The sequence below is a fragment of the Pseudomonas sp. P4_C3 genome (genome assembly GCF_056402075.1).
Genome location: NZ_JBFUIC010000020.1, coordinates 18,024 through 42,476, shown reverse-complemented (window position 1 = coordinate 42,476; position 24,453 = coordinate 18,024). Strand labels below are relative to the sequence as shown.

The 24,453-nt window shown below is 60.2% G+C and carries 19 protein-coding genes and 2 pseudogenes; 13 read left to right on the top strand and 8 right to left on the bottom strand.

The genetic code is table 11. The features are described from left to right. The 7 genes and pseudogenes from ubiH to gcvH all read left to right on the top strand — a co-directional run. Positions 1–1,171, top strand: a 1,171-nt coding sequence (ubiH, locus tag AC1DVH_RS06525) for a 2-octaprenyl-6-methoxyphenyl hydroxylase (protein ID WP_477753093.1), incomplete at its 5' end; no start/stop codon positions are given. Positions 1,172–1,209: 38 nt separating this feature from the next. Next, positions 1,210–1,320: pseudogene (locus AC1DVH_RS06520) on the top strand (tetrameric acyl-CoA thioesterase); the annotation flags it as partial. Positions 1,321–1,329: 9 nt separating this feature from the next. Further along, on the top strand, positions 1,330–2,547 hold the full coding sequence (locus AC1DVH_RS06515) for a 2-octaprenyl-3-methyl-6-methoxy-1,4-benzoquinol hydroxylase (RefSeq protein ID WP_477753095.1): 1,218 nt from the start codon (positions 1,330–1,332) through the stop codon (positions 2,545–2,547). Positions 2,548–2,794: 247 nt separating this feature from the next. Continuing rightward, positions 2,795–3,799 carry an extracellular solute-binding protein gene (locus AC1DVH_RS06510; protein WP_477753092.1) on the top strand — a complete coding sequence of 335 codons (1,005 nt, stop codon included), beginning with the start codon at positions 2,795–2,797 and terminating at the stop codon, positions 3,797–3,799. Between the two features lie 138 nt (positions 3,800–3,937). Further along, the gene (locus tag AC1DVH_RS06505; RefSeq protein WP_477753091.1) at positions 3,938–5,554 is read left to right on the top strand and encodes an ABC transporter permease; all 1,617 of its coding nucleotides are present in this window, start codon (positions 3,938–3,940) and stop codon (positions 5,552–5,554) included. Between the two features lie 155 nt (positions 5,555–5,709). Next, positions 5,710–6,792: a glycine cleavage system aminomethyltransferase GcvT gene (gene gcvT / locus AC1DVH_RS06500; RefSeq protein WP_477753090.1), complete on the top strand. Its 1,083-nt coding sequence runs from the start codon at positions 5,710–5,712 to the stop codon at positions 6,790–6,792. Positions 6,793–6,841: 49 nt separating this feature from the next. Next, a complete protein-coding gene (gene gcvH / locus AC1DVH_RS06495) occupies positions 6,842–7,225 on the top strand; it encodes a glycine cleavage system protein GcvH (protein WP_477753089.1) in 384 nt (127 codons plus the stop codon). 113 nt (positions 7,226–7,338) lie between these two features. Here gcvH and AC1DVH_RS06490 read toward each other — a convergent pair whose 3' ends face one another. After that, positions 7,339–8,478 (bottom strand): DegT/DnrJ/EryC1/StrS family aminotransferase, encoded by a 1,140-nt coding sequence (locus tag AC1DVH_RS06490; RefSeq protein WP_477753088.1) that lies wholly within the window; start codon positions 8,476–8,478, stop codon positions 7,339–7,341. Positions 8,479–8,632: 154 nt separating this feature from the next. Between AC1DVH_RS06490 and gcvP the strand changes: the two genes are divergently transcribed. After that, positions 8,633–11,506 carry an aminomethyl-transferring glycine dehydrogenase gene (gene gcvP, locus AC1DVH_RS06485; protein WP_477753087.1) on the top strand — a complete coding sequence of 958 codons (2,874 nt, stop codon included), beginning with the start codon at positions 8,633–8,635 and terminating at the stop codon, positions 11,504–11,506. A gap of 110 nt (positions 11,507–11,616) precedes the next feature. Here gcvP and AC1DVH_RS06480 read toward each other — a convergent pair whose 3' ends face one another. From AC1DVH_RS06480 to AC1DVH_RS06460, 5 genes are all read right to left on the bottom strand, one after another. Continuing rightward, positions 11,617–11,934 carry a DUF2388 domain-containing protein gene (locus AC1DVH_RS06480; protein ID WP_477753086.1) on the bottom strand — a complete coding sequence of 106 codons (318 nt, stop codon included), beginning with the start codon at positions 11,932–11,934 and terminating at the stop codon, positions 11,617–11,619. A gap of 68 nt (positions 11,935–12,002) precedes the next feature. Beyond that, positions 12,003–12,452, bottom strand: a complete 450-nt coding sequence (locus AC1DVH_RS06475) for an NfeD family protein (protein WP_477753085.1) — start codon at positions 12,450–12,452, stop codon at positions 12,003–12,005. Positions 12,453–12,460: 8 nt separating this feature from the next. Continuing rightward, on the bottom strand, positions 12,461–13,381 hold the full coding sequence (locus tag AC1DVH_RS06470; protein ID WP_046039079.1) for an SPFH domain-containing protein: 921 nt from the start codon (positions 13,379–13,381) through the stop codon (positions 12,461–12,463). 84 nt (positions 13,382–13,465) lie between these two features. Beyond that, positions 13,466–15,250, bottom strand: coding sequence for a type IV pilus assembly ATPase TfpB (gene tfpB, locus AC1DVH_RS06465; protein WP_477753084.1), 1,785 nt, complete (start codon positions 15,248–15,250; stop codon positions 13,466–13,468). Between the two features lie 90 nt (positions 15,251–15,340). After that, positions 15,341–15,679 carry a hypothetical protein gene (locus AC1DVH_RS06460; protein ID WP_477753083.1) on the bottom strand — a complete coding sequence of 113 codons (339 nt, stop codon included), beginning with the start codon at positions 15,677–15,679 and terminating at the stop codon, positions 15,341–15,343. Between the two features lie 126 nt (positions 15,680–15,805). Between AC1DVH_RS06460 and AC1DVH_RS06455 the strand changes: the two genes are divergently transcribed. Then, a complete protein-coding gene (locus AC1DVH_RS06455; RefSeq protein ID WP_007993158.1) occupies positions 15,806–16,276 on the top strand; it encodes an Lrp/AsnC family transcriptional regulator in 471 nt (156 codons plus the stop codon). An 87-nt stretch (positions 16,277–16,363) separates the two neighbouring features. Here the strand turns inward: AC1DVH_RS06455 and AC1DVH_RS06450 are convergent, their stop codons facing one another. After that, positions 16,364–17,731, bottom strand: coding sequence for a CYTH domain-containing protein (locus tag AC1DVH_RS06450; RefSeq protein ID WP_477753082.1), 1,368 nt, complete (start codon positions 17,729–17,731; stop codon positions 16,364–16,366). A gap of 157 nt (positions 17,732–17,888) precedes the next feature. On the opposite strand from AC1DVH_RS06450, the gene argE reads away from it, so the two are divergent. Together argE and argA are read left to right on the top strand one after the other, a co-directional pair. Beyond that, positions 17,889–19,046 (top strand): acetylornithine deacetylase, encoded by a 1,158-nt coding sequence (gene argE, locus AC1DVH_RS06445; RefSeq protein WP_477753081.1) that lies wholly within the window; start codon positions 17,889–17,891, stop codon positions 19,044–19,046. A 150-nt stretch (positions 19,047–19,196) separates the two neighbouring features. After that, positions 19,197–20,495: an amino-acid N-acetyltransferase gene (gene argA, locus AC1DVH_RS06440; RefSeq protein ID WP_477753080.1), complete on the top strand. Its 1,299-nt coding sequence runs from the start codon at positions 19,197–19,199 to the stop codon at positions 20,493–20,495. A 50-nt stretch (positions 20,496–20,545) separates the two neighbouring features. Here the strand turns inward: argA and tauA are convergent. Beyond that, positions 20,546–20,680 (bottom strand): annotated as a pseudogene (gene tauA / locus AC1DVH_RS06435) (taurine ABC transporter substrate-binding protein); the annotation flags it as partial. 433 nt (positions 20,681–21,113) lie between these two features. On the opposite strand from tauA, the gene AC1DVH_RS06430 reads away from it, so the two are divergent. Both AC1DVH_RS06430 and AC1DVH_RS06425 read left to right on the top strand, forming a co-directional pair. After that, positions 21,114–22,454 carry an OprD family outer membrane porin gene (locus AC1DVH_RS06430; RefSeq protein ID WP_477753079.1) on the top strand — a complete coding sequence of 447 codons (1,341 nt, stop codon included), beginning with the start codon at positions 21,114–21,116 and terminating at the stop codon, positions 22,452–22,454. A gap of 412 nt (positions 22,455–22,866) precedes the next feature. Further along, positions 22,867–24,210, top strand: coding sequence for an OprD family porin (locus tag AC1DVH_RS06425; protein WP_477753078.1), 1,344 nt, complete (start codon positions 22,867–22,869; stop codon positions 24,208–24,210). Positions 24,211–24,453 lie beyond the last annotated feature (243 nt).

Here is a 24,453-nt window from a genome sequence, read left to right as displayed (position 1 = left end):
GGCAATTATCGGTGGCGGGCTGGTCGGTGCGAGTCTGGCGCTGGCCTTGCAAGCTGGAGCCAAGGCCCGGGGCTGGAAAATCGTGCTGATCGAACCGTTCGCCCCCGGCGACACGTATCAACCGAGTTATGACGCCCGTTCTTCGGCGTTGTCCTTCGGCTCCCGGCAAATTTATCAACGGCTGGGTGTCTGGCAGGAAATCTCCCGCCGCGCCGAGCCGATCAAGCAGATTCATGTTTCCGACCGTGGGCGTTTCTCGACGGCGCGGTTGTCGGCGATGGAAGAGGGCGTTCCTGCGCTGGGTTATGTCGTTGAAAACGCCTGGCTCGGCCAATGCCTTTGGCAAGGCGTGGACAAGGACGTGATCAGTTGGCGCTGCCCGGCGGAAGTCACCCGCATGGAGCCGCTGACCGATGGCTATCGCCTGACCCTCAACGATGAAACCACTCTGGAATGCGACCTCGCGGTGCTCGCCGATGGTGGCCGCTCCGGTCTGCGCGAGCAATTGGGGATCGGCATCAGGAAGCGTCCGTACAACCAGAGCGCGCTGATCGCCAACATCACTCCGAGCGAAGCCCACAACGGCATGGCTTTCGAGCGTTTCACCGACGAAGGCCCGATGGCGTTGCTGCCGCTGCCGGAAAACCGCTGCGCACTGGTCTGGACCCGCCTGGGGATGGATGCGCAACGTTTGGCTTCGCTGGATGAACGCAGTTTCCTTAGCGAGTTGCAGGCGGTGTTCGGATATCGCCTTGGTACGTTGAAACAGGTCGGTGCGCGGCATCTGTATCCGCTGACACTGGTCGAGGCTGAAGAACAGGTGCGCCCGCATTTGGCGATTCTCGGCAACGCGGCGCACAGCCTGCATCCGATTGCCGGCCAGGGGTTCAACCTGTCCCTGCGCGATGCCCAGGCCCTGGCCGATACCTTGCTCGCCAGCGAAAAACCATTGGGCGACTTCGCCACGTTGCAGGCCTATCGCGAACGCCAGCGTCTCGATCAGGACCTCACCGTGGGTTTCTCCGATCAGGTCACGCGCCTGTTCGGCAGTACCCAGCCGCTGGTATCCCTGGGGCGCAACATCGGACTGCTCGGCCTCGACCTGTTGCCACCGGCCAAACGCTGGTTTGCCCGACAGGCGATGGGTTTGGGTACGCGTCCAGGTGCGTAACTGGTTGATCCGCCGATTCGGCAAGGCGCGATTGATAAAAATACCTGCCGCAATTGCAGGTCGACATTCATGACGGCGCCGGCCACTTGGTGGCGCGGGTCGGAAAAACCCTTTACGTGCGGCTCAAGCCGCAAGAGAGACAGGCTTAAAGCATGGAAATGCGCGCAGATCTGCTGATTGTCGGAGCCGGAATGGTCGGCAGCGCCCTGGCGCTGGCGTTGCAGGACAGCGGGCTGGAAGTCCTGCTGCTGGACGGCAGCCCCATGAGCGTCAAACCGTTTAACGCTCAGGCCGCGTTTGAACCGCGGGTGAGCGCCCTGTCGGCCGCCAGCCAGCGGATTCTCGAACGCCTCGGCGTCTGGGATGGTATCGCCGGGCGGCGCAGCAGCCCCTACACCGACATGCAGGTCTGGGATGGCAGCGGCACCGGGCAAATCCACTTCTCGGCGGCCAGCGTGCATGCCGAGGTGCTGGGGCATATCGTCGAGAACCGCGTGGTCCAGGATGCCTTGCTCGAGCGCCTGCACGATTGCGATTTGGGGTTGCTGGCCAATGCGCGCCTGGAACAGATGCGCCGCTCCGGCGATGACTGGCTGCTGACCCTGGCCGATGGCCGCACCCTGCGCGCGCCGCTGGTGATCGCAGCGGATGGCGCCAACTCGGCGGTGCGGCGCCTGGCCGGGGTCGTGACTCGCGAATGGGATTATCTGCACCATGCCATCGTCACCAGCGTGCGTTGCGCCAAACCGCATCAAATGACGGCTTGGCAGCGTTTCACCGACAACGGTCCGTTGGCATTTCTGCCCCTTGAGCGCGATGGCCAACAGAATTGGTGTTCGATCGTCTGGTCAACCACGCCCGGCGAAGCCGAACGTCTGATGGCAATGGATGACCAGGGTTTCTGCAAGGAGCTGGAGCGGGCCTTTGAAGGTCGGCTCGGCGAAGTACTGAGCGCCGACCCGCGCCTGTGTGTCCCCCTGCGTCAGCGGCATGCCAAACGTTATGTGGCTGAAGGTCTGGCGTTGATCGGTGACGCGGCCCACACCATTCACCCGTTGGCTGGGCAGGGTGTGAATCTCGGATTCCTCGATGCCGCCGTGCTGGCCGAAGTGTTGCTGCAAGCGGCAACACGAGGCGAACGTCTGGCAGATGTGAAAGTCCTCAGTCGTTACGAGCGTCGGCGCATGCCTCACAACCTGGCACTGATGGCGGCGATGGAAGGCTTCGAGCGACTGTTCCAGGCCGATCCGTTGCCGGTGCGTTGGTTGCGTAATACCGGGTTGAAAATGGTTGAGAAAATGCCGGAAGCCAAGGCGCTGTTCGTGCGTGAGGCGTTGGGGTTGACCGGGGATTTGCCGGCGTTGGCCAAGGCCTGAAATTTTTGTTGAGGTTAAAGGCCCCATCGCGAGCAAGCTCGCTCCCACAGGAATTCAGGTGTTAATGCAATTTGTGTGAACGCTGGAGAACCCTGTGGGAGCGAGCTTGCTCGCGATGGTGGCAGCTCGGTCACCTCATACTCCAGCTCAAGCAACATCTCGTAACTCCTCCGCTGGCAGCTTCGATTGAGAACCTAAATGTGAGTCCTTATCATTTGCCCTCATTTTCAATCGAGGGACCGCTCCCATGTTGGCACCAACGCGTCTACTGACCGCACTGGCCCTGACCCTGATCGGCAGCACCGCCGCCCAGGCCGCTGACGAGGTGGTGGTCTACTCCTCGCGAATCGACGAGCTGATCAAGCCAGTATTCGATGCCTACACCGCCAAGACCGGTGTGAAGGTGAAGTTCATCACCGACAAGGAAGCGCCGCTGATGCAGCGGCTCAAGGCCGAAGGCGCGAATACGCCGGCCGACCTGCTGCTCACCGTCGATGCCGGCAACCTCTGGCAGGCCGAGCAGATGGGCATCCTCCAGCCGTTCACCTCGAAAACCATCGACGCCAACATTCCGCTGCAATACCGGGCCGCCTCTCATGCCTGGACTGGCCTGAGCCTGCGGGCGCGGACCATTGCCTACTCCACTGATCGGGTAAAGCCGGGTGAACTGACCACCTACGAAGCGCTGGCCGACAAGCAATGGGAAGGCCGCCTGTGCCTGCGCACGGCGAAGAAGGTCTACAACCAGTCCCTGACCGCGACCATGATCGAAGTGCACGGCGCCGAGAAGACCGAGGAAATCCTCAAGGGCTGGGTCAAGAACCTGTCCACCGACGTGTTCTCCGACGACACCGCCGTGCTGGAAGCGATCAACGCCGGCCAGTGCGACGTTGGAATCGTCAACACCTACTACTACGGTCGCCTGCACAAGCAGAAACCAGACCTGCCGGTGAAACTGTTCTGGCCGAACCAGGCTGACCGTGGCGTACACATCAACCTGTCAGGTATCGGCCTGACACAACACGCGCCACACCCGGAAGCGGCCAAGGCCCTGGTGGAGTGGATGACCACCCCTGAAGCGCAGAAAATCTTTGCCGACGTGAACCAGGAGTTCCCGGCCAACCCGGCGGTGGCACCGTCTGAAGAAGTGGCGGCCTGGGGCAAATTCATTGCCGATACCTTGCCGGTGGAAATTGCCGGCAAGCGCCAGGCTGAAGCGATCCGCATGATGGACAGGGCTGGCTGGAACTGAGTCGGTTTTAAAAAAGCTAAAGATCGCAGCCTTCGGCAGCTCCTACAGGGTGATCATCAACCCAATGTAGGAGCTGCCGCAGGCTGCGATCTTTTTGCGTTTTCCCTAAACTCCAAGATTTATCCAGAGAGCTTTTCCTTGGCCCATCCCGCCCAACGCCGCTGGTATCCAGTCGTCTTCGCCATCGCGGCTTTGGTCCTGTTGCCCCTGAGCGTTCTGCTGCTTTCCTGGCAAACCATCGACGTTCAAATCTGGTCCCACCTGTGGGACACGCAGATGCCGCGCCTGCTGGGCAACACGCTGACGCTGGTGCTTGGTGTCGGTGCGGGAGTCACCCTGCTGGGCGTCAGCCTCGCCTGGCTGACCAGCCTTTGTGAATTCCCCGGCAGGCGCTGGCTCGATTGGGCGCTGATGCTGCCCTTCGCGATACCGGCCTACGTGCTGGCGTTCGTGTTTGTCGGCCTGCTGGATTTCGCCGGGCCCGTGCAAAGCCTGCTGCGCGAGTGGTTCGGTAGTGGTCTGCGACTGCCACGCGTGCGCTCCACGGGCGGGGTGATTGTGGTGTTGGTGCTGGTTTTCTATCCCTATGTATATCTGCTGGCCCGCACGGCCTTCCTCGCCCAGGGCAAAGGCCTGATGGAGGCGGCGCGGGTCCTTGGCCAATCGCCCTGGCAAGCGTTCTGGCGGGTAGCTCTGCCCATGGCGCGGCCAGCCATCGGTGCAGGGGTGGCATTGGCACTGATGGAAACCCTGGCGGACTTCGGCGCCGTGTCGGTGTTCAATTTCGATACCTTCACCACGGCCATCTACAAGACCTGGTATGGTTTTTTCAGCCTGTCATCCGCCGCGCAACTGGCCAGTCTGTTACTGCTGGTGGTGATGCTAGTGCTGTATGGCGAACGGCGTGCTCGCGGGGCCAACCGGGCGAGCAACGAGCGACCACGGGTCAAGGCGCTGTATCACCTGCGAGGCTTCAAGGCACTGGCAGCCGTGACATGGTGCGGGCTGGTATTTGCCTGCGCCTTTGTCATTCCAATGCTGCAACTGATGGTGTGGTTCTGGCAGCGTGGGCGCTTCGATCTCGACGAGCGTTATACCGGGTTGATCGTCCATACCTTGTATTTGGGGGCGATGGCGGCGTTGATCACCGTAAGCGTTGCCTTGTTACTGGCATTCGCCCGACGACTGGCGCCCACCCGGGTCATTCGTTCCGGGGTCAGTCTGGCCAACCTGGGTTACGCCTTGCCCGGTTCGGTGCTGGCGGTGTCGATCATGCTGGCGTTCAGTTACCTGGATCGCGAGCTGGTGATCCCGCTCTCGGGCTGGCTCGGTGGCGCGGGCAAGCCGCTGCTGCTGGGCAGTCTGTCGGCGTTGTTGCTGGCCTATCTGGTGCGCTTCATTGCGGTGGCCTATGGGCCACTGGAAAGCAGTCTGGCACGTATACGGCCATCTTTGCCCGAAGCGGCACGTAGCCTGGGCGTCAGTGGGCCACGACTGTTTTTCAAAGTGTATCTACCGTTGTTATTACCCGGCACGCTGAGCGCCGCGCTGCTGGTGTTCGTCGATGTGCTCAAGGAAATGCCCGCAACCTTGCTGATGCGCCCGTTTGGCTGGGACACGCTGGCGGTGCGAATCTTCGAAATGACCAGCGAAGGCGAATGGGCGCGGGCGTCTTTGCCGGCATTGACCCTGGTGCTGGTCGGGCTGTTACCGGTCATCGGGTTGATTCGGCGTTCAGCACATCGAAACAGCTAGGTGTCAGTCCTACACCTTGCGGCTACAATGCGCGGCATTCGGTGCGGTCCGTCTGACAGACCAGGTAGCTGAAATCGGCTGAAGGCCCTTGTTTCAAGGCATTCAGTCCGTGCAGCACCTGCCCGCACCTTCGCCACGCCCGGAAGGAGAAACCCATGGGACAGCGTACGCCTCTGTATGACCTTCATCTCGCACTTGGCGCGAAGATGGTCGATTTTGGCGGTTGGGACATGCCTCTGCATTATGGATCGCAGGTCGAGGAACACCATCAGGTGCGCCGCGATTGCGGTGTCTTCGATGTATCCCACATGACCGTGATCGACGTCGGTGGCTCCCAGGCAAAAGCCTGGCTTCAGCATTTGCTGGCCAATGATGTCGAACGCCTGCACAGCCCCGGCCGTGCGTTGTACAGCACCATGCTCAACGAGCAGGGCGGGATCGTCGACGACATGATCGTCTACCGTCTCGATGCGGGTTATCGCCTGGTGGTCAACGCCTCCACTCGCGATCAGGACCTTTCCTGGATGCAAGCGCATCTCGACGGTTTCGACGTGCAACTTCGCGAACGTTCCGAGTTGGCGATGCTGGCCATCCAGGGCCCCCACGCCCGGCAGAAAATTGCCGAGCTGGTCAGCCAGTCCCGCGGCAACCTGATCCAGCTACTCAAGCCCTTCGAAGGCCTGCCCGATGGTGACTGGTTCATCGCGCGCACCGGTTATACCGGCGAAGACGGCCTGGAAATCATTCTGCCCGCTGATCAGGCGCCCGGCTTTTTCAACGATCTGGTCGGAGCCGGGATTTCTCCCATCGGCCTTGGCGCACGGGATACCTTGCGGGTCGAAGCCGGCATGAACCTTTACGGTCAGGACATCCAGCAAGATGTTTCACCATTGGCCTCCAATATGGCCTGGACCATCGCCTGGGAGCCTGCCACCCGGCAGTTCATCGGGCGCAAGGCCCTGGAAGCCGAAAAGGCCGCCGGTGTGCAGCACAAACTGGTCGGTCTGGTCCTTGAGGAGCGCGGGGTTTTACGTGCTCATCAGGTGGTCCGTATCGCCGATGTTGGCGAAGGGGAGATCACCAGTGGTAGTTTCTCTCCTACGCTAAGCAAGTCGATTGCACTGGCGCGCGTGCCGATGGCTACTGCCGACCGCGCTGAAGTGGAAATCCGTGGCAAGTGGTACCCGGTCCGAGTGGTCAAACCGACCTTCGTACGTCACGGCAAAACCTTGATCTAACCTTTTCTGGCGGGCATGCCCGCCGACCCTTTTCCTGAGGACACAGAACATGAGCGATATCCCTGCCGACCTGCGTTTTGCCGAAAGTCACGAATGGGCACGTCTGGAAGCCGATGGCACCGTCACCGTGGGCATCAGCGATCACGCGCAGGAAGCGCTGGGTGATGTGGTATTTGTCGAGCTGACTGAAGTCGGCAACGTGTTTGCTGCCGGTGATCAGTCGGGTGTCGTTGAATCGGTTAAAGCCGCTTCCGACATCTACTCCCCGATTGCCGGTGAAGTGATCGCGGTCAACGAAGAGCTGAGCGCTTCGCCGGAACTGCTCAACAGCGACCCGTACGGCGCGTGGATCTTCAAGATCAAGCCAAGCAACACCGCCGAGCTGGAAAAACTGCTGGATGCTGCCGGCTACAAGGCTGCCATCGGCGAGTAATGCTCGCCCCGTAGGAGCTGCCGAAGGCTGCGATCTTTTGATCTTGTTTTTAAAATCAAAGTCAAAAGATCGCAGCCTCCGGCAGCTCCTACAAAGGCCGAATCAAGGCTGAGTCAAGGCCGCAAGACGGCCTTCACGGCCGCCACCGAACGCTCGACATCGGCTTTGCTCATCGCCGTGAACATCGGCAGCGAGACAATCAGCCGACCGACCCGCTCGGCGACCGGGAACATGCCTTCCTTGAATCCACGCTCGCGGTAAAGGCTCAACAGGTGAATCGGCGGGTAGTGATAGCCGATCCCGACACCCAATGCCTGCATCTGCTCCATGAAAGTCGCCCGCGCCGGTTTGCCGTCCGTACGTTCCGGTAATACCAGCTGGAACAAATGCCAGTTGCTGTGGGTAAAATCCGCCGGAGGCAATTGCGCGCCGTACTGCGCTTCGAAATCCTCGCCAAAGCAGGCGAAATAGTGCCGGGCCAGGTCACGGCGATGAGCGGTAATGGTTTCGATATGAGCGAATTGCCCAAGGCCAATGGCCGCGGCGACGTCGGTCATGTTGAATTTGCCACCCAGCACGTCGACGTCCAGGCCATCGAAGCCGTTGCGGGTAACGCCCTGCAGCCGGTACTTCTCTGCCAGTCGTACTTCTTCGGCCGTATTCAGCACCAGGCAACCGCCCTCGGAGGAGGTGACGTTTTTGTTCGCCTGGAAACTGAAGGACACGAAATCCCCCGTCGAGCCAATGCGCTGGCCGTTCCAGCTGGAGCCGAGTGCCTGGGCCGCATCTTCGACGATCCGCAGGCCGTGCTTTTTCGCCAGGGCGTACAACCGCGTCATGTCCACCGGCAACCCGGCGAGGTACACCGGGATGATGGCTTTGGTGCGAGGGGTAATCGCCGCTTCCAGTTGATCCAGATCGATATTGCGGGTCACCGGGTCGATGTCGGCAAACACCGGGGTGGCGCCGACCTCCAGAATGACGTTGGCGGTGGCCACCCAGGAAATCGGCGTAGTGATCACTTCATCGCCCGGCCCGACCCCGGCAATGCGCAAGGCGATTTCCATGGTGCAGGTGCCGGAATTGAAGGTGCGTACCGGGCGCCCACCGAAATACTCCGAAAGTTGCGCTTCGAAGGCCTGGACCTTGGGGCCGCTGGTAATCCAGCCCGAGCGCAATACCTCGCCGACGGTGGCAATCGTGGCTTCATCGATGGTGGGTTTGGAAAACGGCAGGAAAGGCAGTTGGCTCATGGATACAGTCACCCGATCAGCGGACATTAAGTTGGCGACGGACATGATGATCCGGATTGGTCGACCGCGCCACGTCATCCACGCGAAGATCGACTGCTATGCTGTTTTGACCGTGTTGCATCGACGCCGAGCGCCAGTCAAGAGAGAGCCCGTCATGTCCCAATTGCCGTCCCTGAGCCAGTTACGCGACCCCAATGCCTTTCTGCGCCGTCACCTCGGACCCGATGCCGCCGAGCAACAGGCGATGCTCGACAGCCTCGGCCTGGGCAGTCGGGTCGAATTGATCGAGCAAACGGTGCCGCCGGGCATCCGCCTCAACCGGGCGCTGGACCTGCCCCCGGCACTCGATGAAGAGGCCGCGCTGGCCAAGCTGCGTGGTTATGCCGAGCAGAACCAGGTCTGGACCAGCCTGATCGGCATGGGCTACCACGGCACCCTCACACCGGCCGTCATACTGCGTAACGTGCTGGAAAATCCCGGCTGGTACACCGCATACACCCCCTATCAGCCGGAGATCGCACAAGGGCGGCTCGAGGCGCTGCTGAACTTCCAGCAACTGACCATCGACCTGACCGGTCTGGAACTGGCCAATGCCTCTCTGCTCGATGAGGCCACCGCCGCGGCGGAGGCCATGGCCCTGGCCAAGCGGGTCGCCAAGTCCAAAAGCAACCTGTTCTTTGTCGACGAAAACTGCCACCCGCAAACCATTTCCGTGGTGCAGACCCGCGCTGAAGGTTTCGGCTTCGAGCTGATCGTCGACGCTGTGGATAACTTGAAGCAGCACCAGGTGTTCGGCGCGCTGCTGCAATACCCCGACACCCACGGTGAAATCCACGACCTGCGGCCGCTGATCGATCACCTGCACGCGCAACAGGCCCTGGTATGTGTCGCCACGGATTTGCTGAGCCTGTTGTTGCTGACCCCGCCGGGTGAACTGGGTGCCGATGTGGTGTTCGGCTCGTCCCAGCGATTTGGCGTGCCCATGGGTTACGGCGGGCCGCACGCGGCATTTTTTGCCAGTCGCGATGAATACAAGCGAGCGATTCCCGGGCGGATCATCGGTGTTTCAAAAGATGCGCGGGGCAACACCGCCCTGCGCATGGCCCTGCAAACCCGCGAGCAACACATCCGCCGGGAGAAGGCCAACTCCAATATCTGCACGGCCCAGGTGCTGCTGGCCAATATCGCCAGTTTCTATGCGGTCTACCACGGCCCGGAAGGGCTCAAGCGGATCGCCCAGCGGGTTCATCGACTGACCTGCATCCTTGCCGCCGGACTTGAACGCAACGGTATCACCCGGGTCAACCGGCACTTCTTCGACACCCTGACGCTGGAGGTCGGCGGAGCCCAGACAGCGATCATCGAAAGTGCCCGGGCCGCACAGATCAACCTGCGCATTCTCGGGCGCGGCCAACTGGGCCTGAGCCTCGACGAGGCCTGCGACGAAGGCACCGTGGCGAAGCTGTTCGACGTGTTTCTGGGAGCCGATCACGGGCTCAGCATCGACGCCCTGGATGCCGAAGTCTTGCCTGGCGGAATTCCCGAAGGGCTGGCGCGAACTTCGCCTTATCTGCGCCATCCGGTGTTCAGCGCCCATCACAGCGAAACCGAGATGCTGCGCTACCTCAAGCAACTGGAAAACAAGGACCTGGCGCTCAATCAATCGATGATCCCGCTGGGCTCCTGCACCATGAAGCTCAATGCCACCAGCGAGATGATCCCGATTACCTGGCCGCAGTTCGCCAACCTTCATCCGTTCGTGCCCAAGGAACAGGCCGTCGGGTACGGGCTGATGATCGAAGAACTGGAACGCTGGCTGTGCGCGATCACCGGTTTCGACGCGATCTGCATGCAGCCCAACTCCGGTGCTCAGGGCGAATACGCCGGGCTGCTGGCGATCCGCAAATACCATGAGAGCCGTCAACAGGGTGGCCGCGACATTTGCCTGATTCCTTCGTCGGCTCACGGCACCAATCCGGCGTCGGCGCAAATGGCCGGGATGCGCGTGGTGATCGTCGAATGTGACGAGGCGGGCAACGTCGACCTCGATGACCTCAAGGAAAAAGCCGCGCAGGCGGCAGACAAACTTGCCTGCCTGATGGCGACCTATCCTTCGACCCATGGCGTGTATGAGGAAGGCATCAGCGAAATCTGTGAAGTGATCCACCATCACGGCGGTCAGGTGTACATGGATGGCGCCAACCTCAACGCCCAGGTCGGGCTGGCGCGGCCGGCCGATATTGGCGCCGATGTCTCGCACATGAACCTGCACAAGACCTTCTGCATTCCCCATGGTGGCGGTGGGCCGGGCATGGGGCCGATTGGTGTTCGGGCGCATCTGGCGCCGTTCGTGGCCAACCATCCGGTGGTGCCGATCGACGGACCGCACCCGCAAAATGGCGCCGTCAGCGCAGCGCCCTGGGGCAGCGCAAGCATTCTGCCGATCAGCTGGATGTACATCGCCATGATGGGGCCGCAACTGGCGGACGCCAGCGAAGTGGCTATCCTCGCCGCGAACTACCTGGCGCGGCATTTGTCCGGTGCCTTCCCGGTGCTCTACACCGGGCGCAACGAGCGGGTGGCCCACGAATGCATTCTCGACCTGCGACCGCTCAAGGCGTTGACCGGCATTACCGAAGAGGACGTGGCCAAGCGCCTGATGGACTACGGCTTCCATGCCCCGACCATGTCGTTTCCGGTGCCGGGGACGCTGATGGTCGAGCCGACCGAAAGTGAATCGAAGGCGGAACTGGACCGTTTCATCGGGGCGATGCTGAGCATCCGCGCGGAAATCAACGAGGTGCAAAATGGTAACTGGCCGGCTGAAGAGAACCCGTTGAAAGGTGCGCCGCATACGTTGGCCGACATCACCGGCGTGTGGGAGCGGCCGTACAGCATCGTGCAAGCGGTCACGCCGGACGCGCACACCAAGGCTCACAAGTATTGGCCGGTAGTGAACCGGGTGGACAATGTGTATGGGGACCGGAATCTGTTTTGTGCCTGTGTGCCGGTGGATGATTACCGCTGACCTCCCAGGCAACACATGACTCCCACAGGGGGGGCTCGGTGAACATGGGATTTGTGTTCGCAAGGCAAAAAAATGCCGCTCATGTGAGCGGCATTTTTCATTCGCAACGCTTACTTCGAAGCCACGGCATTCTTCGCCAGAATCGCGTTCGCCAACTCCATGTCCGTGGCTTGCAGGCCAGGATTGTCGGCGCGGACTTTCTGCATGGCCGCTTCCAGGTACGGGCCGCGGATACTGCCATCACTGGCGACGAAGCTGCTGGCATCGTCCTGAGCCGCGACGACCATCTTGTTATCCTTGGATGTCAGATAGCTCGAACCGGTGGTTGCACCGGAGGTAAGAACGTTACGCCAAAAAGTATCGGCCATCGCCGAACCGACAGGCAGGGACAACAGCGCGACGGTAGCGACAGCAAGTTTGAAACGCATGACAGGGTGACTCCACTGGGTTGACTACGCGGTTGGATTGCCAACCCCCAATCGAGTTCCGTGGTCGCCTATTCCGCTGCTTCGACCAGCAGGATCGCGCCTTGCTGGCCAACCACCCGCACGCGGCTACCAAGTGCAGCGTCCGGTCCTCGGGCCATCCACACGCCGTCGGCCACCTTGATTTTGCCGCGACCGTCGATAATCGCTTCATGCACCACAAAGGTTTTGCCGATCAGTTCCTGGCCGCGCAGATTCAGGTGCGGCTGATCGCTCGGACGCATCGCCGTGCGCTGACGCCGCCACCAGTACAACGCGGTGRTGATCGACAGCAGGCCGAACAACAGAAACTGCCATTCCCAGGACAAGCTCGGCAGCAGGAAGGTCAAGACGCCCACGGCTGCCGCGGCCATGCCGATCCACAGCAGGTAACCGCCGGCGCCGAACACTTCGAGAATCAAAAGCACCGTGCCCAGCGCCAACCAGTCCCAGAACGAAAGGTGCTGCAAAAATGCCCACATGGCGCGCCTCAGGCTTTCTTGTTATCGAAAGTGGCCTTGACGATTTCGCCAATGCCGCCGACTGCGCCGATCATTGAACTGGCCTCGAGCGGCATCAGGATCACTTTGCTGTTGTTGGCCGAAGCCAGCTTGCCCAGCGCATCGATGTACTTCTGCGCCACGAAGTAGTTGACCGCTTGCACGTTGCCGCTGGCGATGGCTTCGGACACCACTTTGGTCGCCTGGGCTTCTGCCGCGGCTTGCCGCTCGCGGGCTTCGGACTCCAGGAAGGCGGCCTGGCGACTGCCTTCGGCTTCGAGGATCTGCGCCTGCTTCTTGCCTTCGGCGGTCAGGATCGCTGCGGCGCGCAGGCCCTCGGCCTCGAGGATCTGGGCACGCTTGATCCGTTCGGCTTTCATCTGCCCCGACATCGCCGCCATCAGGTCGGCGGGTGGGCTGATGTCCTTGATCTCGATCCGGGTGATCTTGATGCCCCACGGCGCGGTCGCTTCGTCGACAGTGCGCAACAGTTTTTCGTTGATCCCGTCACGCTGGCTGAGCATGGCGTCGAGTTCCATCGAGCCGAGTACCGTACGGATGTTGGTTTGCAGCAGGTTGCGGATGGCATGTTCGAGGTTGTTCACCTCGTAGGCAGCCTGGGCCGTGTTGACCACCTGGAAGAAACACACGGCGTCGATTTGCACTGTGGCGTTGTCGGAGGTGATGACTTCCTGCGGCGGAATATCCAGCACGCTTTCCATCACATTCATCTTGCGGCCGATGCGGTCCATGACCGGAATGATGACGTTCAGCCCCGGCTTGAGCGTGTTGGTGTAGCGCCCGAAACGCTCAACGGTCCATTCAAAGCCCTGGGGCACGACCTTAAAACCCATGAACAGAATGGCGACCACCAGGCCGACAAAAAGTAAAAGCACACTACCGATCTGCATAACGATTCCTTGTTGATGTGTGGGTCTGTGGAGTTGCAATCGCTGGAGTGTAGCTGTGCCGATGTCGGATAAGTACAGCCGGGCTCAGCTCTGCTCGCTCTGGGGCGTCACCCGCAGAACTTCCTCAATGGTCGTCAGCCCGGCGCCGACCTTTTGCGCTCCTGACAGCCGCAGGCTGCGCATGCCTTCCTTGAATGCCTGCCGCCGCACGGCCAGCAGATCGGTGTCGGGACTGATCAGCGCTTTGATGCTGTCGCTGAGCTGCATGATTTCGTAGACCCCGGCGCGACCGCGATAACCGGTGTCGCGGCATTCCACGCAACCGATGGCACGCTGGGCATTGGCCGGCAACGGTGCTTGCCAGGGCCGGGTCAGGGTTTGCCAGTCGTCTTCGCTCAGCGTCAGCGGCGCCTTGCAGTGCGGGCACAGGGTTCGCACCAGTCGCTGGGCCATGACGCCAAGCACTGTGGCCTTGATCAGGTAATGCGGCACACCGAGTTCCAGCAGGCGGCTGATGGCGCTGGGCGCGTCGTTGGTGTGCAGGGTCGACAGCACAAGGTGCCCGGTGAGCGCCGCCTGGATCGCCATCTCCGCGGTCTCGAGGTCGCGGATCTCGCCGATCATGATGATGTCCGGGTCTTGCCGCATCAGCGCGCGCACGCCGGCGGCGAAGGTCAGGTCGATGTTGTGCTGGACCTGCATCTGGTTGAACGCAGGCTCGACCATTTCGATCGGGTCTTCGATGGTGCAGAGGTTGACCTCCGGCGTCGCCAGCTTTTTCAGGGTGGTGTAGAGGGTTGTGGTTTTGCCCGAACCTGTCGGCCCGGTGACGAGGATGATGCCGTGGGGCTGGCGGGTCATGTCCTGCCAGCGGCGCAGGTCGTCGGCGGAAAAACCAAGCTGGTCGAAGTCCTTTAGCAGGACTTCCGGATCGAAGATCCGCATGACCATTTTTTCGCCGAAGGCCGTGGGCAGTGTCGACAAGCGCAGTTCGACTTCACCGCCGTCCGGGGTCTTGGTTTTCACCCGGCCGTCCTGGGGTTTGCGTTTCTCCGCGACGTTCATGCGCCCCAGGGTTTTCAGGCGACTGACGATGGCCATGGTGACCTGGGGAGGGAATTGATAGACGTTGTGCAGCACGCCGTCGATGCGAAAGCGCACCGTGCCTTGCTCGCGCCGGGGCTCGATGTGGATGTCGCTGGCGCGCTGCTGGAACGCGTACTGGAACAGCCAGTCGACGATATTGACGATGTGTGCGTCGTTGGCGTCCGGCTCCTGGTCGCTGGCGCCGAGGTTGAGCAGCTGTTCGAAATTGCCGAGGGTACTGACTTGCGGGTCGGCGCTGTTCGCCCCGGTGACCGATTTGGCCAGGCGGAAGAATTCGACGCTCAAGCGCTGGATGTCCACCGGGTTGGCCACCACACGCTTGATCGGCAACTTGAGCACGTGGGTCAGGTCAGCCTCCCAGCCACTGACATATGGCTGGGCGCTGGCCACGGTGACCGCCTCGCGGTCGATTGCTACCGCGAGGATCTTGTGGCGCTGGGCGAAGGCATAGGACATCAGCGGGGTCACGGCCGCGACGTTGATTTTCAGTGGGTCGATGCGCAGGTAAGGCTGGCCGGCCTGCCGGGATAGCCACAGGGTCAGGCTCTCGAGGTCCAGCGGTTTGCCGGGACGGCTGAGATCGTCCAGTTGCTGGCTGGCAATGAACTCCAGCGGATGCATCTGGCCAAGGGAGGCGTTGCGGCGGCGGGCATTGAGCGCGTGTTCGGCCGAATCCTGGCTGATAAAACCCTGGGCGACCAGTTCGCGCAGCAGGTCATTGAGATCCAGCCAACGGTCCTGAAAGGCGATTTGAACGGACATACGGGCTCCTTTTGAACGACAGTCGGCAAAGGATAGCCGTGGCCCGGCTGACCGCTGGGCCACTACCCGACGAAGCCGTTTCGGAGTTTTTCAACCCGCCGCTTGAACCGCTTCGGCCCATGTGGAATCAGCTTCTTGCAGCTCCACCGAGCAGACGCTGATCAGGTTACGAAGTTTTTCCGCAATCACTTCCGCGCGGTGCCAGCTCAAACCGTCGATGACGATCTCGATGCTCAGCCAGTCGTCCTGGCGCTGCGCGTTGACCTGTTCCGGCGTGAGCAATTGCAAAGCGAACAGATTGAGAGTGCGACACAGCAGGTCCGGTTCTGCCTCGGCCAGCATTTGATAGCGAACCCGGCAATGGGCGTTGCCGACGTTCCAGACATCGGCGCGGGCAGGTGGGGTGTTCACGGCTTCGAGATACGGCATGGTCTGGCTCCAAAATCATTGGAGAAATGTTTACATCCTGTGCCGGGTATTTCTTCTCTATGATTGGCTGTATTGCAGAAATGAAGAATCAATCAATTCACTTGTTATTCGGTTAGGGGTTTTTTTATGCAAAGCGAACTGGATAGCTACGACCGCAAGATCCTCGCCTTGCTGCAAGAGGATGCTTCGCTTTCCAGCGCACAGATCGCCGAGCAGGTGGGTCTCTCGCAATCGCCGTGCTGGCGGCGGATTCAGCGGATGAAGGAGGAGGGCATCATTCGCGGCCAGGTGACCTTGCTCGACCGCAAGAAAATCGGCCTGAACACGCAGATCTTCGCGGAGGTGAAACTCAATGCCCACGGGCGTTCGAATTTCACCGAATTCACCGAGGCGATTCGCGGCTTTCCGGAGGTGCTGGAGTGTTACGTGCTGATGGGGGCGGTGGATTTCCTACTGCGGATTGTCACGGCGGACATCGAGGCGTATGAGCGCTTCTTCTTCGAGAAGCTGTCGATGGTGCCGGGGATTCAGGAGGTCAATTCGATCGTGGCGTTGTCGGAGATCAAGTCGACGACCAGTTTGCCGGTGGTGCGATAAAGCAAAAAAGATCGCAGCCTGCGGCAGCTCCTACATTCGGATGGAGTACACCCGTAGGAGCTGGCGAAGCCTGCGATCTTTTCGGTATTACAGGCGCAGCAACATCTTCCACGCACGGTTCTGATACACCGCAATCGCCTGTTGCTTGCGCGCATCCAGGACTTCGTCGGTGATCGATTCGTTGGCCAGTTGCGCGAGTTTGTTCAGCTCACCGTACAGGCGATCCATTTCCGGGATCTCCAGTACGTTGCGCGCATGGTGCAGCCAGACCTGGATGCGTTCGATGCGCGGCAGTTGCTCGGCCAGATCTTCCGGTTGTTGCTGGTAGCGCTGCAATTGCAGCGAGTTGGCTTCTTCGCCCAGCAGGCGCGGCAACCAGCTGCCCAGTTGCGCAGCGCCCTGGCGATTGCCACGGGTGTTGCGGTCGGCGGCCCAGGTACGGGCCAGCAACCAGCGCGAGGTGGTCAGGGAGAACAGGCCCCAGCGCGGGTCTTCGAGCTCTTCGAGGAACTGCTCGGGCGCCGCTTTGCGCACGTCTTCATCTTCCAGGCCGGCCTGGACCAGCGGGCGCCAGTCTTCCAGCAAGGCATCGAGGGCGATACGCAGGTCGTGGGTCGACTGACGTGGTGCGGCCTGGCCCAGGCTGCTGATCAGCGCGCGCATTTCCGCGAGGCATTCGACCCAGTCCTGCAACAGGCGCCAGTGACCGTTGAAGCGATACTGCTCGGCCAGACGCTGGCTGCTGCCCAGCAAATGCCAGCTCAGCGCGGCGAACGCGTCGTCCAGCGGCGTTTCGGCGGTGATCTGCGGCGCCGGCAGGCTCAACGAATAGCTGTGGGCGTCGTACAGGCGATAGCCGCGCTCGGCCTTGCTGATGTCGCAGGGCATCAGGGCCAGTTTCTCGGCCAGCTCGGCGGCCAGTTCCAGCAGGGCTGCCGGCTCGCCTTCGCGCAGTTCCAGTTCCAGCTCGCAGATTTCTTCTTTCTGCTTGCCGACCACGACGTGACCCAGATCCAGCGCGGCTTCGATGACCACTTTGGTCTTGCCGCGACCCCAGGCGATTTCCGCGCGTTCGCGCACGAAGTCGGTGGTGAAGATCGGCTTCAGGGTCTTCTTGTCGAGCTCGGCCAGTTCCTCGGGCCAGCATTCGCCGTCGAGTTTCTTCAGGTCGAGCTTGGCCTTGGGCAGGGGCCAGTTGAATTCATTACGCTCGGACAAGCCGGCGACGCTCTGGCCGCGGGTCTTGAGGGTTTGAATCACTTCTTCGCCATCCTTGCGCAGGCGCAGGGCGACTTTGGCCTGGGCCAGGTCGCGCTCGGGCGTGTCGAAGTACTGATTCATCAACTCACGGCGTTCCCAGCCACTTTTGTTGCGTTTTTTCAGTAACGGGTGCTCGCGCAGGGCGGCGAGGGTTTCGCGGCTGACGCGGAGTTTGATTTCGGTTTCTTTCTGCATGGCCGGAAAATCCAGGATCGGGAGCGCAGCCGGGGGAATGTGTGGCTGCCAAGGTCGTGCAGTGTACAGGACTCAAGGTTAGTCCGCGTCGCGACGGTTTATTCCTGCCATCGGTTGGTTCTATGATGGACTTCAATTCGGGTGCCGGGAGTCAGCGATGCCATTGCCGTCGATGAAAGAACAATTCGCTGCGTTGATCGCTGCACCGTCGGTCAGTTGCACCCAACCCAGTCTCGATCAAACCAATCGCCCGGTCATCGATCTGCTGGCGACGTGGCTCGCAGAGCTGGGCTTTACCTGCGAGATCCAGCAGGTCAGCCCCGGCAAGTTCAACTTGCTGGCCAGTTTCGGTTCCGGCCCCGGCGGTCTGGTGCTGGCCGGGCACAGCGACACCGTGCCGTTCGACGGTGCGCTGTGGCAAACCGACCCGCTGAAGCTGACTGAAGTCGACGGTCGCTGGGTCGGCCTGGGCAGTTGCGACATGAAGGGTTTTTTCGCCCTGGCCATCGAGGCGGTCAAGCCGCTGCTCGATCAGCCGTTCAAACAGCCGTTGCTGATTCTCGCCACCTGCGATGAAGAAAGCTCGATGTCCGGCGCCCGCGCGCTGGCCGAAGCGGGGCGACCGCTGGGGCGGGCGGCGGTGATTGGCGAGCCGACCGGGCTCAAGCCGATCCGCATGCACAAAGGCATCATGATGGAGCGCATCGACATCCTGGGGCAGAGCGGTCATTCCTCTGACCCGCGCCTGGGCCATAGCGCCCTGGAAGCCATGCACGATGCCATCGGTGAATTGCGTGGCCTGCGCTTGTTATGGCAGCGCGAATTCCGCAATCCTCAATTCGGCGTGCCGACACCAACGATGAATTTCGGCTGTATCCATGGCGGCGACAACCCCAACCGCATTTGCGGCCAGTGCTCGCTGGAATTCGATTTGCGGCCGTTGCCCGGCATGGACCCCAAGGTCCTGCGCGCCGAGATCCTGCAAAAGCTCAAGCCGGTTGCCGAGCGGCATCAGGTCAAGATCGATTACGCGCCGTTGTTCCCCGAAGTGCCGCCATTCGAGCAGGCCGAGGATGCAGAGTTGGTGCGCCTTGCTGAAAAGCTCACCGGTCATAGCGCCGAAGCAGTGGCGTTCGGCACCGAAGCACCTTATCTTCAGCGCCTTGGCTGCGAAACGCTGGTGCTTGGCCCGGGTGATATCGCCTGTGCCCACCAACCGGGGGAATACCTCGAAATGTCACGTTTGCAGCCTACGGTGCATCTATTAAGACAACTGATCGAACACTATTGCCTGACACCGGCGCCGTTCGTATAAAGGGCGGGCATTTAAATTGCCGGTACCCCAACCCGTATTCATGAGGAGAGCGCGCGTGTCGCCAAGCCTGTTCCGACGATAACCATCAGCCCGCTGTGCGTTTTCAGTTTCGCCCTTTTTTCGGCTGCTATTTATTACAGGCCCAGGTTCATGCCCGAATACGTCAATTGGCTTCGTCACGCTTCGCCTTACATCAACGCCCACCGCGATTGCACCTTTGTCGTCATGCTGCCCGGCGACGGCGTTGAACACCCGAACTTCGGCAATATCGTCCACGACCTGGTGCTGTTGCACAGCCTGGGTGTGCGTCTGGTGCTGGTTCACGGTTCCCGGCCGCAAATCGAAGCGCGCCTGGCGGCCCGTGGCCTGATCCCGCATTACCACCACGGCATGCGCATCACCGATGCCGCGACCCTGGAGTGCGTGATCGACGCGGTTGGCCAGTTGCGCATTGCCATTGAAGCTCGCCTGTCGATGGACATGGCTTCGTCACCGATGCAGGGCTCACGCCTGCGGGTGGCCAGCGGCAACCTGGTGACGGCACGCCCGATCGGCGTGCTCGAAGGCGTCGACTATCACCACACCGGCGAAGTGCGCCGGGTCGACCGCAAGGGCATCAACCGTCTGCTGGACGAGCGCTCCATCGTGTTGCTGTCGCCGCTGGGCTATTCGCCGACCGGGGAGATTTTCAACCTCGCTTGCGAAGACGTCGCCACGCGCGCGGCCATCGATCTGGGCGCGGACAAGCTGCTGCTGTTCGGCGCTGACCTGGGCCTGATCGACGAACACGGGCGCCTGGTGCGCGAACTGCGTCCACAGCAAGTGCCAGCGCATCTGCAACGGCTGGGCAGCAACTATCAGGCAGAATTGCTCGATGCCGCGGCCGAAGCTTGCCGTGGCGGCGTGGCTCGTAGCCATATCGTCAGTTACGCCGAAGACGGTGCACTTTTGACTGAGCTGTTCACCCGCGACGGTGGCGGCACCCTGGTCGCCCAGGAACAGTTCGAAGTGGTGCGCGAAGCGGCCATTGAAGACGTCGGTGGTTTGCTGGACTTGATCAGTCCGCTGGAAGAGCAGGGCATCCTGGTGCGCCGTTCCCGTGAGGTGCTGGAGCGCGAAATCGAGCAGTTCAGTGTGGTTGAACGCGAAGGAATGATCATCGCCTGTGCGGCGCTGTACCAAATCGCCGATTCGGACGCGGGCGAGCTGGCGTGCCTGGCGGTGAATCCGGAGTACCGCCATGGCGGTCGCGGCGATGAGCTGCTGGAACGCATTGAAAACCGCGCGCGGGCTCAGGGGTTGAAAACCTTGTTCGTCCTCACCACGCGCACCGCGCACTGGTTCCGCGAACGTGGCTTTGAACCCAGCAGCGTCGACCGGCTACCGTCGGCGCGGGCGTCGCTGTACAACTATCAGCGTAATTCGAAGATCTTCGAAAAAGCCCTTTGATGTTTTAGCTGTGAGTTTCTTTGTGGCGATGCGGCGTTCCGACAAACCCCCTCGCCAATCGCTTTGGCCGTGTCGCTATCCAGCAGCGCAGCGCTCTGTTGCGCCCTGGCATCCGGAAAAGCGGAACCGGCCACGACCTCCGGATGTTTTTCGGCGTAATCCTTGCGCGTCACCCAGACCTCAAAGTGAAAGAAAATGCGAACGATACACAAACTGTAACAATTGGTCCGGATAGTGCGCGTTTGGACGTCATGGGACCGCCTTTCGGTATAAGATTTGTTTCCAAATTGCGTCAGAAACTAATCGATCTAAAAAATCAAAAATAAATACCGATTAGGAATTGGCTTATGTGCCAAACCTTCTATTCTGGGATGGTTGGGGAGTGGGGAGCTAAATTCCTAAACGGTATTGGAAAAGAATCGGGTAATTCTTTTCAGGTTCATGACGAATTCATGACCCTGCAGGGACCAAAAAACCGGGGGATTAGACTATGGTCGTAGACACACATGGTTACGATTGACTTGTGGGTCACGGTCTGGCGCTAATCGCACATCTTAGGATTTCGGGCGTCGACTCGAGACCAGGAATACAAGAATTAGAATCGAGAGGAGCTACACAATGAACAAGTCCACCTTGGCTCTGGCCGTGGCCGTAGGGGTTTTGGCGCAGCAGGCAGGCGCCGCCGGTTTCCTGGAAGACAGCAAGGCTTCCATCAGCTCTCGCACCATGTATTACGACGCCGATATGCGTGAAGGTGCGAGCACTCCTGCCAACCGTCAGCGCGAAACCGCTGAGGGTCTGAAGTTCGATTACCTGTCCGGTTTCACCCAAGGTACCGTAGGTTTTGGTATCGACGCCCAGGCTCTGGTGGGTATCCACCTGGATGGCGGCAAGGGGCATCACCCGATAGGTAACAGCAACTCATTCTTCCCTAGCGATGGCAATGAGGCGGCCAACGAGTGGAGCCGTCTGGATGGCAACGTCAAGGCTCGCTTCTCGAAGACCGAAGCCCACCTGGGTGGCGCTCTGGCACCTAACCTGCCGATCCTGATCGCGAACGACAGCCGTGTGCTGCCGCAGACCTTTGAAGGTGGCACCATCACCTCCAAAGAAATCGACAACGTGACCTTCAACTTGGGTCAACTGGAGCACGCGTCGGGTCGCGCCTCCTCGAACTCCACTGGCCTGTCTGTGGCTGGCGCTACTCAGGACAGCAACAAATTCCAATACGCCGGTGCTGACTGGAAGGTCACCAAAGACCTCTTGCTGCAGTACTACTATGCGAACCTGGAAGACTTCTACAAGCAGAACTTCCTCGGCCTGGTGCACGTCTACCCGATCGCGGCCAATCAGTCGTTCAAGACCGATATCCGTTATTTCGATAGCAGCTCCGACGGCAAGAACGGCGATCCGGGTTTCCGTTTCAACAACAACAACGGTTTCGCCAAGACCCCGGGTGAGGTCGATAACAAGACCTGGAGCGCCATGTTCACCTATACCCTGGGTGGCAACGCGTTCCTGCTCGGGCATCAGCGTGTCAGCGATGACGGCGGCTTCGTTTTCTTGAACCAAGGCAGTCTTATTGATAGCAACGGTCGTCAAGAAGGTGCCGGCGGCGCGAGCTTCTACTCGTTTACCGACGCCACGGTTGGCAGCTTTATCCGTGCCGGTGAAAACACCACGTTCGGTCAGTACTCCTATGACTTCGCCTCCCTGGGTGTACCAGGCTTGAAAGCTTCGATTGCTTACTTGAATGGCCAGGACATCAAGGCTACCAGCGGTGTTGGTAAAGACCTGAGTGAACACGAGACCGACGCGCGTATTGATTACGTGATTCAAACGGGCGCACTGAAAGGGTTTGGTACGACGCTGCGTCACGGTACCTACCGTGGCAACACCAGCACCCTCGATCAAGACCAGACCCGTCTGATCTTCAACTACACCTACAGCTTCATGTAATAGCCGTAAGAAAAGAGCCCCGTCGATTGGCGGGGTTTTTTTTCGCGTCGAATTTCATATTCCATAAGAAAAGGTTCTATTTCTTTTTTATTCTTTTTAGTTTTTTAATCCGCACCTTAAAGTGCACCTGTCCGACACTCATCCATGAGCTCGGATTTGGCATTTTCCTCCCTCGACAATTGATCAGTTACAGGAATTGGCCTCGCTGCCGATACCTCGGATCTGTTGTGGGAAGTCATATTCCAAAACGGCATTAAAAACCGCTAAAAAATTCTTTTGGCTTTAAGGCCATGTATCCTGCGGCCCGCCAAACGACCGGCCTAGACGGTTTGCCGCGAATTTATGCATTCAGGATCCCGGGCAATCGATTCGGGACCAGGAACATCAGAACTAGAAACGAGAGGAGCGAAACATGAACAAGTCCACCTTGGCCATGGCTGTGGCCGTCGGGGCATTGGCCCAGCAGGCAAACGCCGCGGGTTTTATCGAAGATAGCAAGGCAACACTGGGGCTGCGTAACTTCTACATCAACACCGATTACCGTGACGGCACTGGCCCGAACAAAAACGAAGAGTGGGGCCAAGGCTTCGACCTGCGTTTCATCTCCGGTTACACCCAAGGCACCGTCGGCTTCGGTATCGATGCGATCGGCCTGTTGGGCGTCAAGCTGGATTCGGGCGGCGGTACCAACGGCGCCACGGCGACCTCTTACGGTGGCACGGTTTTCCCGAGCAAAGCCAACGGCGAGGCAGTTGATGATTTCTCCAGCCTGGGCCTGACTGCCAAAGCCAAGGTTTCCCAGACCGAACTGAAGCTGGGCACCCTGCAGCCAAAACTGCCGGTGATCGTGACCAACGACGGCCGCCTGCTGCCGCAAACCTGGCAGGGTGGCCAGATCACATCCGGCGACATCAAGGATCTGACCCTGGTCGGTGGCCAGATCGAAGCCGTTAAAGGCCGTAACTCCAGCAACAATGAGCAGATGTCGATTTCGGGCGCGAACTCTCGCGGCACCAAATTCCGCGACAGCAACAAGTTCATCTATGCCGGTGGCGACTACAAGATCACCAAGGACCTGACGGCCCAGTACTACTACGGCAACCTGGAGGAGTTCTACAAGCAACACTTCCTGGGTCTGGTGCATAACTGGGCCATCGGCCCTGGCGTGTTGAAGTCAGACTTCCGTTATTTCAACAGCTCCGACGACGGTGCCAACGGTCACGACCCTCTGTTCTTCACCACTGGCAATTACAGCGGTGCAGCCAACGGTAAAGGCAAGGTCGACAACAACCTGTACAGCGGCCTGTTCCTGTACTCCGTTGCCGGTCACACCTTCGGCGCCGGTTACCAGGTCAGCAACGGCGACAGCGACTTCCCTTGGCTGAACCAGGGCGACGGATCGTCGGCCTACATCATCACCGACTCGCAAATCCAGAAGTTCGGCCGTGCCGGCGAGAAAACCTGGCAGGCACGCTACGCGTATGACTTCGCCAAGGTCGGCGTACCTGGCCTGACGGCGGGCCTGGTGTACCTGCATGGCGACAATATCGATACCGTTAACGCCAAGGGTGGCGAGGCGGCCAATGGTGCCTCCGAGTGGGAGCGCGATCTGAGCGTGGCTTACGTCGTTCAGGAAGGTCCGCTGAAGAACCTGGGCCTGGCGTGGAAAAACGCTACCTGGCGCACCGACCTGCCGAACACCCGTTCGCAGGACGAAAACCGTGTGATCCTCAGCTACTCGATCCCGCTGTTGTAATAGCGCTCGCGTAATCGAGACAAAAAAAGCCCCGCCCGGTATTACACCGGGCGGGGCTTTTACATTTTCAAGACGGGTTCACCCCCGTAATCCCGCCTTGAAGTTCCCTCTTTGCAGCAACTCAAGGCCTTCTCGAACCTCGTGGCCGATGTTCGGCGGGTTGTGCGTGCACGTCCAGTGAACAGATCTTTAATATTTCTTTATGATCTAAATAAATCGATATTTATTCTTTTTAATAGATAA